The sequence below is a fragment of the Hydrobacter penzbergensis genome (assembly GCF_900106985.1).
GTDB lineage: Bacteria > Bacteroidota > Bacteroidia > Chitinophagales > Chitinophagaceae > Sediminibacterium > Sediminibacterium magnilacihabitans.
The window spans coordinates 1-12,727 of sequence record NZ_FNNO01000015.1 but is presented as its reverse complement, the minus strand read 5'-3'; the positions used below and the strand labels follow the sequence as shown (position 1 = coordinate 12,727).

Below are 12,727 nucleotides of genomic sequence, written 5' to 3'. Positions count from 1 at the left end.
ATGCGATTCTTCTTTAATGCGACTAATGGGTTTTGATATTTGTTCCTGTAACCACTAAAAGTGTACTTGCTACACGGAGTTTCAAAAATAAGCATTTGATAGTAAATGCCAAGTTCGGATAGTGAATTGCATATTATTAGTAATCTTGTAAAATGAAAATAATTGTAACGGGTTCTAACGGATTTTTAGGTCGGCATTTGTCGCTATCCCTTGCTGGTAAAGGGTTTGAAGTGCATGCACTCTCACGGGGAGAGAGCAGGTTTTCACCCGTGAAAAATATTTGTTACCATTCACTGGAACTAACGGATGTTCGTACAGTAACGCAAATAATTCGCGATTTGATGCCCGATGCCATCGTACATACTGCGGCGTTGAGCAAACCCGATGAGTGCAATGCAGATTCTGAAAAATGTCTTGCATACAATGTAGAAGCTACCCGTTACCTGGCAGATGCTGCTAAAAATACAAATTCGCATTTTGTATATATTTCTACGGATTTCATTTTTGGGGAAGATGGCCCTCATAGTGAAGACGATGAACCCGGACCGTTGAATTTCTATGGAGAAAGCAAGCTGCGGGCAGAACAACTGCTGCAACAAAGTGTATTGGATCACTGTATTGTGCGACCGGTCTTCATTTATGGCAAATGTCTCGAGGGTATGCGTCCCAGTTTTTTACACTGGGTGAAGAACAACCTGGAACAAGGCAAGGCCATTAAAGTAGTAACCGATCAACAACGTACGCCGACTTATGTGGGCGATCTCTGTGCGGGTATTACACAGATCATAGAACATCGTACAAGAGGTGTGTACCACCTGGCCGGTAAGAACATTGTATCGCCTTATGAGATGGCGCTTACTGTGGCAAAGACATTGGGGCTCAACAGTGCGTTGATCCAACCCGTTACTTCCGATACTTTCCCCGAGCCGGTGCGCAGGGCCAAACGCTCGGGATTGAAGATCAGCAAAGCCATCCGCGAATTGGGTTATGCACCGGTTGATTTTGAAGAAGGGGTAAGGCTCAGCTTTTTGTAGGAAGAAAAACTTCGGCCATCATACAACGGGCGCTGCCACCGCCATTGGTTTCAATGGTAGTAATATCGGCATGCAGGATGGGATTGAACGATTCCAGTTTTTGTACCTGTTCTTTTGTTAAGCTATGAAAAGCCTGTGACGACATCACCAGGAAATGCTGACCGTACTTGTTGTGTACCTGTAGCATATTCCCCGCAAAACGATTCATCTGTTCAAAGCTGATGTCGATGATCTCTTTGCCGCTGCTTTGTAAAGCTTGCACCACTTGTTGCTTTTCTGTGTTGCTGGCAATACTTTCCAAACAGATCACTGCATAAACATCCGCCACACACATCATTACGTTGGTATGATAGATGGGAATACCTTTGGCATCGGTTGCGGTAAAACGAACAGCCCTGTATCCGAAACGTTTGCACCAGTCGTCCAGCACAATAGCATTCGTGCGGGGCGAGAGGCAGGCATAAGCAATGGCATGATCCCTGTCGAGCACCATGCTGCCGGTACCTTCTAAAAAAAGCCCATTGTTTTCATAACCAGTAAGGTCTACTATACCCGCCACTTTGAATTGCTCGTTGATGCGGTCGAGTACTTGTTGTTTTCTTTCCTGCCTGCGGTTCACAGCAAACATGGGGTAGAGGCAGATGGTGCCGTTGGTATGAAAAGAGATCCAGTTATTGGGGAAAATAGAATCTGGCGTATGCGGTTCGGGTGTGTCATGCACAATAGTCAGTTCAATACCATTATCCAGCAACAGGTTGGTAAAATGGTCGAACTCTGCAGCCGCTTTTTCCTGTAATGTTTCGTCGTTCGATTGTACCTGGAAACTATTGTTCACAGCTGTTTCGGTATTGAAATCGAAACACACCGGTTTGATCATGAGTATATGTGAACTGTGTTGCATGGGTATTATTGTAAAGGTTCACGCCACAAAGGCAAACTCATGCAATGAAATCCACCCCTGGCTCTCGAAAGCTCGGCCGATGGCATCAGTATGAGTGTATCGGATATTTCATCAATGATCACTGTTCCTGCATCCAATTGCTGCAACAATTCTTTTGCATAAACGATCCTGAAACCGGCATTGCGAAAGGCTTCTGTTGTTTTATCGTTACGGTCGTATCCCAATACCACCCCTTCTTTCAGGGCCAGCAGGTTGCAGGAATCTGTCCATTGTTCCCTGGCATTATAAGGGAACTCATTATTTCCCGAGAAAATAAACTGTACTTCTCCTTCACAATGCAGATCATTTTTGCTCACATCGGTCAGCAGGTCTTCCAGGCTTTCAAATGTAATGGGGTGATGAGGTTGCTTTTTATGGAATTGCAGGATCTTGATCTTTTCTTCTTTCTTGATCTCCAGCACGCGTTCAATGGCATTGGCATCTTCCTGGCGGGTGACTTTGCGCGAGAAATTACCCAGCATCACCCACACATCCCGCTTTACTTGTGTGAATACCGTGTCGATATGCATGTAATCCCTTTTCTTGGGAATTCGGATGATGGTTACTTTTTCTACGATGTTTTTTTCAAACAGGATATTGGTGATCCTGGCTGCCGCTTCTGAACTGGTCCTTTCACTAACGCCTACCAATACATGGTTATCGCTTACTACCATGATGTCGCCGCCTTCCAGCGTCATCTTGCGATCGTCATCGTCTTTGGGCAACAGGAAGCCATGGTGCGAGTCCGTCAGCTCAATGATATTCTGTTTCCATTTTTCAAAGAAAGGGTGATGGAAGAAAATATACTTGGCCAGTAATGCTTCGCGTGTGCGTGCTTTCTTGGCTGGTTTGTTGAGCAAGAAGTGGTCTTTGATGGTAATGCCAATATCCCTGGTGAAAATAAAATTGGGAATGGGGGCAAACAGCAGGTGCTTGTCTGTTGAAGAGCCGGTGATAAATGTTTTGGCCAGGTCGTTGGGTGTATAGTTCAGCAGTTCCTGTTGCACACGGTATGTGCATCCTTCTATGGCACAAACAGAAGCCACCAGTTTTACCCTAATCTCGTGGCTGTCCAGTATGCTTGCCAGTAACCATTCCAGTTCTATCACTTTATCCGATTGAAAAAAAGAAGGGTGGCAAGGTTTGTAAAAACTTCTGTCGGAAGCAGGATCGTCAATTGTACTGAGTTTCCCATTGATCTTTTCAGGATCGAGGAAGTAGAGTAATAATTTGGTGTAATAATCGTATTCGTCTTTGCGAATGGTGTCGAGGTGAACGATGTCTTCAAATAACCAGTCCTGCGCTTTCGATGGTACTACTTTTCCCAGTCCGCTATCCGGACTGTGAACCAATAAACGTTTCAGGGTACCGATTTCCGAGGTAACCGATAATAGTTGATCCATAAAATGTTGGGTTGATGAAAAAATTAAGTTTTCCGTTGTTACACAGATGAACTTAATGATCGGGCATGGGATTGAGGCCGCGATACATCCAGGCAAAATGCGCTGTCAAAAAAACAAAACTGCTGCAGGTATGCATATATGCAATGTACAACATTCTTTTGAACCATGTATCTGCACAAGATTGTTTAACAAGTGGAAAGGGGGTATATTGTGTACATGCTCAGGTTGATTACCCACATTAAATGCCTGGTCGGTACAAGAAATACCAGCACTGTTTTGCGAGGTGCGGCACTAAGAGAACTGCCTTGTGTAGAAGATGCTTTTTTGTTGCTGGATGATGAAAGGATTGCAGCGTATGGTCTCATGAAAGACATTGATAAGCAGGAACTTTCGAATCCAACCGTCATTGATGCCCGGGGCGCTTTTGTTTTACCTGCCTGGTGCGACAGTCATACCCACCTGGTTTTTGCAGCCAGCAGGGAAGAAGAGTTTGTAGACAAGATCAGGGGAATGAGCTATGAAGCCATCGCCGCCAAAGGCGGTGGTATTCTTAACTCTGCCCGCAAGCTGCAGGAAATGCCCGAAGAGCAGCTTTTCGAACAATCGCTGCAACGTTTATATGAACTGATCCGCCTGGGTACAGGCGCTATTGAGATCAAAAGCGGGTATGGTTTATCGGTGCAAGGAGAGTTGAAAATGCTGCGGGTGATCAAAAAGCTGAAGGCCGTTTCACCCATCCCCATCAAAGCTACATTTTTAGGGGCACATACTTATCCACTGGTTTATCGTAATGATCACCAGGGTTACATCGATCTCATGATTCATGATATGTTACCTGAGATAGCAAAAGAAAGACTGGCCGACTACATCGATGTTTTTTGTGAAGAAGGGTTCTTTTCACCGGCTGAAACCATCACCATTTGCAAAGCAGGTATGATGGCAGGATTGAAACCCAAAATACACGCCAACCAATTGCATCTCTCGGGCGGTGTACAAGTGGGCGTACAATTGGGTGCCCTATCAGTAGATCATCTCGAAACCATGGATGCTGATGCCATTAAAGCGCTCGCTGCTTCCAATACCATCGGTACATTGTTGCCTACGGCCGCCTTTTTTCTGCGCATGCCTTTTCAACCAGCGAGGCAATTGATAGATGCAGGCTGTGCCATAGCGCTGGCGTCTGACTACAATCCCGGCTCGAGCCCAAGCGGCAATATGAACCTGGTGGTATCCATGAGCTGTATACAAATGAAACTATCACCCGAAGAAGCCATCAATGCCGCCACGATGAACGGCGCTTATGCTATGGAATTGGGCGATCGACTGGGTAGTATTACAGTAGGTAAAAAAGCCAACCTCATTTTTACGAAACCCATCCCTTCGCTGGCTTATTTGCCTTATGCGTTCGGGTCGAACCTGGTAGACAGGGTGATGATCAACGGAGAATGGATAGAAAAGTGATTTTATGTTTTCGGGTGAATATGTTAACTTAACCGGAAAGGAAACCTGTTAATAAGATGAAGCATTTTAAATTCTACGACAAGCAGGATGTTTTGTCTCTCACAAAAATCCGCCGTTATGAAACCAAGCTCGGAGAGCGGGTGCAGGTATCGGCCGGCCCCCATTTACTCGAAACAACATTGCAACAGTCCACTGCGCCATTTGTTTTGTTTGGTATACCCGAAGACATCGGAGTAAAAGCCAATATGGGTATCGGAGGAGCCGATTCGGTCTGGGTGCCTTTTTTACAGTCGTTCCTGAATATTCAGAGCAATGATTTCCTGGAAGGGAGTAATATCCTCCTGTTGGGACATTTTGATTTCTCAGACATTGAATCCCTGATAGAACAAAATGCCCATGATTTCGACGAGAAGCTGGAAGCCCGCCGGCATGCTGTTAACATGATCGATGATGAAGTGGAGCAGTTGGTGCATATGATTACGCAGAATAAAAAGATACCGGTTGTCATTGGTGGTGGGCATAATAATGCTTATCCCTGCATCAAAGGCGCTGCCAAAGGATTTCACAAAGCAGGTATCCTGCCCATTGCACAGATCAATGCCATTAACCTTGATGCCCACACCGATTTCAGGCCCATGGAAGGCCGGCACAGCGGTAACGGTTTTACTTACGCAGAGGCCGATGGTTACCTGGAAAAATATTGTGTGGTGGGCATACATGAAAACTACCTGCCTCAAAATGTGTGGATGGATATTGTGAACAATCCCTTTGTTGATTGCATTACTTATGAAGACATATTCGTGCACGAAAAAAGAACTTTCCTGCAAGCCATTGGCCATGCAACAGGCTTTACAGAAGATAGTCTGTGTGGAATAGAAATAGACCTCGATTCAGTTGCAAATGTGTTGAGCAGCGCTTCCAGTCCAGCCGGTATCAGCATTCAGCATGCCCGACAGTATATCAATTTTACGGCAGCAGACAGCAAAGTGGCATATCTGCATATTTGTGAAGGTGCTGCACAGTTGTCTAACGGAAGAACCAGCGCCGATACAGGGAAGCTGATCAGTTATCTGGTGAGCGATTTTCTGAAAGCCAAGAGTTAAGCGCTCCCCCAACGAAAGCTGTTAATTTCAAATCCTGCTAAATCGAGCATGCGATCTACTACAGTAGATGCAGCTGCCTCAATGGTAACAGGTTTACTGTAAAAAGAAGGACTGGCAGGGCAAATAATGCCCCCTGCCAGTGTTACTGTTTCCATGTTCCGGATATGAATAAGGTTGTAAGGCGTTTCGCGCACCAGTAAAATGAGCTTGCGTCTTTCTTTCAGCATCACATCGGCGCTACGGGTAACCAGATCGTCACTTACACCACTTGCAATCCTGCCCAGCGTGCCCATACTACAGGGCGCTACCATCATAATATTGTAATGCGTCGATCCCGAAGCAAAGGGCGCTTTGAAATCATGTTTATCAAAAAAACGGAAAGGGTATTTGCGATAACTATCATTGCCTAATTCTGTCTGCCATACCTCTTCTGCATTTTTGCTCATCACAATACCCACTTCAGCATATTGTGTTTTCAGCAATAACAACTTATCCAGTAACAGCTTTGCATAAATGGCTCCGCTGGCTCCGGTAATAGCTAGGGCAACTTTATTCATCCGCCAAAGATAGAATTATAGTTGAGAGTTGTTAGTTGTGAGTTGCTAGAATTAATCTAACAACTCACAACTAACATCTATTTATACATGATCTCGTAGTACTCATGCGCCATCCTGTTGCTGTCGAACTGGAAACGCACATCACGCATACCGTTTTTCATGATCTGCCTCCAGGTATCGAAATTATCGTAGTAGATGGGCAGTATTTGTTGTTCCAGGATTTCATACACCTTATGCAGGTCGTATTCGTCCTGGTCATGTACGGTCATGTTGCCATAATCGGCCTTGGGTACCACGAAACCATTGTTGCCATGGTTCACGAATTCAGGTATCCAGCCATCATCGGTAGAAAAGTTCACGGCTCCGTTCATAGCGGCCGTCATACCACTGGTACCCGATGCTTCGCGGGGTACACGCGGGTTGTTCAGCCATACGTCGGCCGACTGCTTCAATCGCTTGCTCAACCCCAGTTCATAACCGATCAATACTGCTACGTTTTTGTAGTTCTTGCTCAGGTGTACCAGGTTGTTGAACTGCGAAATAGCCGGGTAATCAACAGGGTAGGGTTTACCTGCCCAGATGATCTGTACAGGGTATTTCGGATTATTCAGCAATGCCTCAAAACGCTCCATATCGTAGGTGAGCATATCGGCACGCTTGTAGCCGGCAAAACGCCTGGCCCATACAATGGTGAGCACATTCGGATCAAAAACCTTCCCGGTTTGATCGGCAACGATCTCAAAAGCCCTTTTCTTCAGGTATTTTTTGCGGTCATCGAACCCAAGATCATTGCCTTCTTCCTGGAAACGATACAATTGTTTATCGGCCCAGTAACGCCAGTTTTGCGCGTTGGTGATGGAAGCGATCGGACAAATGCCTTCATAGTTCTTCCACATTTCACGGCTCACGCGACCGTGCAAAGCAGATACGCCGTTGGCTTTGCGGGCAAAGCGAAGTGCTGCCAGTGAATGGTTGAACTGGTCGTCTTTGATGCCGGTGAGCTTGCGCACTTCATCGATGCTGAGTCCGCAGAAATAACTCATTTTATGACAGAGATAAATATCGTGCTTCTCGTTGCCGGCTTCTTCGGGTGTATGGGTAGTGAATACCAGGTGTTCCTTCACTTTCTCTACGCTCTTGAATTTGTTGAGCAGGTAAAAAGCGGAAGAAATGCCGTGTGCTTCGTTCAGGTGATACACATCGGGGTTGAAACCGAGCTCGTCTATCAGCTTCGCGCCACCCACGCCCAACAGGATGAACTGAGCCACTTTAGTGGCCACATTGGCATCGTATAAACGGTGGGTAATGGTTTGCGATACATAATCGTTCTCCGGCAAGTCGGTGCTCAGCAGGAACAGGGGTGCACTGCAAAAAGTTTCCGGATGCAGGTAATAGGCTTTCACCCATACCGGATGATCATGTATCGATATCTGGAATTTAATACCGGTATCTTCCAGAAAACTGTAGAGCTTTTCCATAAAAGTCACCTGCAGGGTCTGGTCCTGGTTACGTGCCTGGTCGTAATAACCGTATTTCCATAAAATGCCCACACCGATAAGGTTCTGCCGCAATTCATAGGCGCTGCGCAGATGCGATCCGGCCAGGAAGCCCAGGCCGCCGCTGTATATTTTCAAAGGTTGATGAACGGCAAATTCCATAGAAAAATAAGCCGCTTTCTTGCTGTACTGTTCACTGATCTGATAGGGAACCTGGAAATTTCTGAAATTCATGATGGGTTGCTTGCTTTGATACAATTTAGTTGCGCAATATAGGTTTTTTCAATTAACATGTATTTTATACACATTGGTCTGTGGGAAACATGTTTAAGATTGATACAATCGTTCGGGTTACCCCTGCTTACGGGCGGTTTTGGGTTCCCTTTTCTTACGGAAGGAATCATCGAAGAAACATTTGATACCGCGATGGTTGCCGCAACTACCTTTTTCCTTGATCTTTAATGTATTGCCTTCAAAGTTGAAATCGATCACACAGGGGTCGCCACTCGCTGAAAATTGGGCTGTATTGGGTGTATGAATAACCAACTGGCCTTTCAGTTCACCGGTGCAACTGCCACCATCTTTTTCAAAATGAATGAAGAAGACATAGTGGCTGGGATCTTTTCCGTCACGCAACGATACAAAATTCTTTTTATCCTGCACATAATCGCCGCTGAGCTTGTTTTTACGCGACAATGTATCAATAGGGTTGATGATAGCCGATTTCCGCGGTTCTTCATTGGAATCATGTATCGCTACCATGAACAATCCCGCATTGTTGAACACCCAGCCGGTACGTGAAAACAACAGGGTATTGTCTTTCCCCATCCTTTCTTTGCTGACGATGAAAGTGGGCTCGCGGTTCACAGAAACAGAATGCGTATATCCATCATCCCTGGCATTGGATAACAGCTCTTTGGCACCCAGGAATTTGATCTTCTTATCGGTCACGATCACTCCCAGGGTTGTCTTGTTCCGTTTAACGAAATTGAGCAGGAGATAATTTTCCTTGTCCTTTTCGATCAATCCAACAGGGTGTATCTGCAAGCGCTTCTTATCTTTCCCCGTTAGTATATCAAGCGCACTGTCGGGCACAAACTGCTCCAGCGCCTTGTAGCCGATGGTAAGGGTATCTGCTTTTTTGCCTACATTGGTATCCGTCACATTGAATACCGTTGTGATCTTCGGAAACGCTCCGATAAAATCGGAAGCTTTGAGCGGCACATCGCCTGAGAAGTCGGTCTTTTTCTCTTTACAGGATAAAATACCCAATAGTAAAAAGCCAGCGATCCATTTTTTCATTCAGATATTGTTTGTGTAATAATTGCTTTGCCCGGTTTTATGCCATAAATGTAAGCGTTTCGCGTGAAGTGACTAGGCGGACAGTGTTATCGATAAAATAATTTAGATTTGTCTAAATGTTTAATTTAGACTCATAATGAACAGGGTGCAGACAGACCAGTCGCTGAGTGAAGTGCATGAATCGGTAGATACTACCACCCCGCGCAAAGGGTGGAAGCGCATATTGGCCTATATAGGGCCTGCTTACCTGGTAAGTGTGGGTTATATGGATCCCGGTAACTGGGCTACTGATTTGCAGGGAGGTTCCCGCTTTGGTTACCAGCTGATTTGGGTATTGCTGATGAGCAACTTAATGGCTTTGCTCCTGCAGGGCCTCAGCGCCAGGCTGGGCATCGTTCGCCGTCGCGACCTGGCACAAGCCAACCGCGAGACCTATCCGCCACTGGTTAACTTCTGCCTCTACATCCTGGCCGAACTGGCCATCGCCGCTACCGACCTGGCCGAAGTGCTGGGCATGGCCATTGGTATCAACCTCCTCACAGGCTTGCCATTGATATGGGGTACCGTTATTACCCTGCTCGACACTTTTCTTTTTCTTTTGTTGCAGCGTTACGGCATTCGCAAAATGGAAGCCTTCATCATTGCATTGGTGGCTACGATCGGGTGTTCTTTTTTGGTGGAATTGTTTCTCGCTGAACCTCACCTGGAAGAAGTAGTAACCGGCCTCGTGCCTTCTGCACTCGATAACGATGCACTCTATATTGCAGTAGGTATCATTGGCGCTACAGTGATGCCGCATAACCTGTACCTGCATTCGGCGCTGGTACAGACAAGAAAGATCAGTGATGATAAGCCAGGGATATGGCGGGCCATCAGGTACAACCTGATCGACAGTTTCATTGCATTGAACAGCGCTTTTTTTGTGAACACTGCCATCATGGTGCTGGCAGCAGCCGTTTTTTTCAAGACTGGTAACACACAAGTGGCACGGATTGAAGATGCCCATCGCCTGTTGCAACCCTTGTTGGGTACGAGACTGGCGCCGGTGTTGTTTGCAGTGGCTTTGATCGCAGCGGGACAAAGCTCAACCGTTACAGGTACTTTGGCGGGTCAGATTGTGATGGAAGGATACCTGCGCCTGCGACTGAATCCCTGGCTCAGAAGATTGCTCACACGCCTCATTGCCATCATACCCGCAGTAGTAGTGATATTGATTTATGGTGAAGGAAAAGTAGACGACCTGTTGGTATTGAGCCAGGTGATACTGAGCCTGCAACTGGGCTTTGCCGTGATCCCGCTGATCCATTTTGTGAGCGATAAAGAAACGATGGGGGAGTTTGCCATTTCCTGGCGCATCAAAGTACTGGCCTGGCTGGTAGCGTTGATCCTGGTGATCCTTAACGTAAAATTGGTTGCTGAAGAAACAACGCAATTGTTCCATTCAGAAGGACTTTGGATATGGAAAATACTGGTGGCGCTGGCGATACCCGGGTTTACCTGGCTGTTCCTCATCATGACTTTCCAGCCCCTGGTGCGCAAATACAAAGCCCGCCGCCAGGTTCCTCCCATGCACGGCGATGTAGCAAACCTGCGCAACCTGGTGGTGAAACCCACAGAACGGATCGCGGTATCGCTTGATTTTTCTATTGCCGATGAAAAGCTCATCGCCCATGCGGTAACCCAGGGCAAAAAATCGGTCCACTATATTTTATTGCACGTGGTAGAAAGCGTATCGGCCAGCTACCTGGGATCGGCCAGCGATGACGACGAAACCCGCCGCGACCGTAACCGCTTGGAGGCCTATGCCCACCAGCTGCGCGACATGGGTTACCATGTAGAGACCGCATTGGGATACCGGAGCCGGGTGAATGAGATCATCCGGATCGTGAAGGATTCGAAGGCCGATCTGCTGGTGATGGGCGCCCACAGGCACAGCGGTCTCAAGGATTATCTCTTCGGGGAAACCATTGAAGACGTAAGGCACGCGCTGCCCATACCGGTATTAATCGTGAATGTTTAGCCAAATTTTGAAACTTCATTTGACGTACATTTGCTCCGTTTTACAATCAATAAAAGCAATCGTTCATGCCACAAAAAATCAAAGTAGCTAATCCGGTCGTGGAACTGGATGGAGATGAGATGACAAGGATCATCTGGAAATTCATCAAAGAAAAACTGATACTTCCTTATATTGAAGTTGACATTAAATACTATGACCTTGGCGTGGAATACCGTGATGAGACAAACGACCAGGTAACGATAGATGCGGCCAATGCCATCAGGCAATATGGCGTTGGTATCAAATGTGCTACCATCACACCCGATGAAGCGCGTGTGAAAGAATTCAACCTGAAACAAATGTGGAAGAGCCCGAACGGAACCATCCGTAACATTCTCGATGGTACCGTTTTCCGTGAGCCCATCGTTTGTTCCAATGTGCCCAGGCTGGTGCCCAACTGGACTGCCCCCATCTGCATTGGCCGTCATGCTTTTGGCGACCAGTACCGCGCCACAGATTTTGTGACCAAAGGAAAGGGCAAGCTCACCGTTAAATTCGAAGGAGAAGACGGAACCGTTCAGGAATTCGAAGTGTACAATTTCAAAGGCGATGGCGTAGCCCTCACCATGTACAATACCGATGAAAGTATCCAGGGATTTGCACGCGCCTGCTTTAACCAGGCCCTGATGAAAAAATGGCCCCTGTATCTTTCTACCAAGAACACCATCCTTAAAAAATACGATGGCCGTTTCAAAGATATTTTTGAAGACATTTACCAGAAAGAATTCAAAGCTGCTTTCGATGCAGCCGGTATCACTTACGAACACCGTCTGATCGATGACATGGTGGCTAGTGCACTGAAATGGCATGGTAATTTCGTATGGGCTTGTAAAAACTACGATGGGGATGTGCAGAGCGATACAGTTGCACAAGGTTTCGGTTCACTCGGACTGATGACTTCCACACTGGTAACACCCGATGGCAAAGTGATGGAAGCTGAAGCCGCACACGGTACCGTAACACGTCACTACCGCGAATACCAGAAAGGGAAGCCTACTTCTACCAACCCCATCGCTTCCATCTTTGCATGGACACGTGGACTGGAATTCCGTGGTAAGCTGGATGGTAACCAGGAGCTGATCAATTTCTGTCAAGCACTGGAGCAGGTATGTGTAGAAACAGTGGAAAGTGGTAAGATGACCAAAGACCTCGCTGTATGTATCCATGGCAATAAAGTGAACCATGGTGAACATTACCTGTACACCGAGGAATTCCTCGATGCGCTGGACCAGAACCTGAAAGCCAAACTGGGTAAATAAAATTTTCGGATAAAAGACAAAGAGGCTGTCTCAAAAGGGCAGCCTCTTTTTATTTTTAAGGGTGGGTTTGTGCACAATGGAGGTGAATAAAAAGATATAGGTTATCATACAAT

The 12,727-nt window shown here is 46.5% G+C and carries 10 protein-coding genes; 5 read left to right on the top strand and 5 right to left on the bottom strand.

Going from position 1 to position 12,727, the window contains the following annotated elements:
- Window positions 1–152: 152 nt before the first annotated feature.
- Complete coding sequence (locus BLU98_RS14155) at window positions 153–1,034, top strand: SDR family oxidoreductase (protein ID WP_092725845.1); 882 nt, start codon at window positions 153–155, stop codon at window positions 1,032–1,034.
- Here BLU98_RS14155 and ctlX read toward each other — a convergent pair.
- Both ctlX and BLU98_RS14145 read right to left on the bottom strand, forming a co-directional pair.
- Entirely contained in the window at window positions 1,021–1,935 is a 915-nt protein-coding gene (gene ctlX / locus BLU98_RS14150) for a citrulline utilization hydrolase CtlX (RefSeq protein ID WP_092725843.1), read from the bottom strand. The genes BLU98_RS14155 and ctlX overlap by 14 nt on opposite strands.
- Before the next feature lie 5 nt (window positions 1,936–1,940).
- The gene (locus BLU98_RS14145) at window positions 1,941–3,377 is read right to left on the bottom strand and encodes an arginine deiminase family protein (RefSeq protein WP_092725840.1); all 1,437 of its coding nucleotides are present in this window, start codon (window positions 3,375–3,377) and stop codon (window positions 1,941–1,943) included.
- Window positions 3,378–3,593: 216 nt separating this feature from the next.
- Here BLU98_RS14145 and hutI point away from each other — a divergent pair, with 216 nt between their 5' ends.
- Window positions 3,594–4,838: an imidazolonepropionase gene (hutI, locus tag BLU98_RS14140; RefSeq protein ID WP_092725838.1), complete on the top strand. Its 1,245-nt coding sequence runs from the start codon at window positions 3,594–3,596 to the stop codon at window positions 4,836–4,838.
- 56 nt (window positions 4,839–4,894) lie between these two features.
- On the top strand, window positions 4,895–5,941 hold the full coding sequence (locus tag BLU98_RS14135) for a formimidoylglutamase (RefSeq protein ID WP_092725836.1): 1,047 nt from the start codon (window positions 4,895–4,897) through the stop codon (window positions 5,939–5,941).
- Here the strand turns inward: BLU98_RS14135 and BLU98_RS14130 are convergent.
- The 3 genes from BLU98_RS14130 to BLU98_RS14120 form a co-directional block, all read right to left on the bottom strand.
- Window positions 5,938–6,498 carry a UbiX family flavin prenyltransferase gene (locus tag BLU98_RS14130; protein ID WP_092725834.1) on the bottom strand — a complete coding sequence of 187 codons (561 nt, stop codon included), beginning with the start codon at window positions 6,496–6,498 and terminating at the stop codon, window positions 5,938–5,940. The genes BLU98_RS14135 and BLU98_RS14130 overlap by 4 nt on opposite strands.
- A gap of 77 nt (window positions 6,499–6,575) precedes the next feature.
- Complete coding sequence (glgP, locus tag BLU98_RS14125) at window positions 6,576–8,228, bottom strand: alpha-glucan family phosphorylase (protein ID WP_092726019.1); 1,653 nt, start codon at window positions 8,226–8,228, stop codon at window positions 6,576–6,578.
- Between the two features lie 117 nt (window positions 8,229–8,345).
- Complete coding sequence (locus tag BLU98_RS14120) at window positions 8,346–9,296, bottom strand: hypothetical protein (protein ID WP_092725832.1); 951 nt, start codon at window positions 9,294–9,296, stop codon at window positions 8,346–8,348.
- A gap of 136 nt (window positions 9,297–9,432) precedes the next feature.
- Between BLU98_RS14120 and BLU98_RS14115 the strand changes: the two genes are divergently transcribed.
- Window positions 9,433–11,316, top strand: a complete 1,884-nt coding sequence (locus BLU98_RS14115; protein WP_092725830.1) for an Nramp family divalent metal transporter — start codon at window positions 9,433–9,435, stop codon at window positions 11,314–11,316.
- 65 nt (window positions 11,317–11,381) lie between these two features.
- Window positions 11,382–12,614 carry an NADP-dependent isocitrate dehydrogenase gene (locus BLU98_RS14110; protein WP_026773331.1) on the top strand — a complete coding sequence of 411 codons (1,233 nt, stop codon included), beginning with the start codon at window positions 11,382–11,384 and terminating at the stop codon, window positions 12,612–12,614.
- Window positions 12,615–12,727 lie beyond the last annotated feature (113 nt).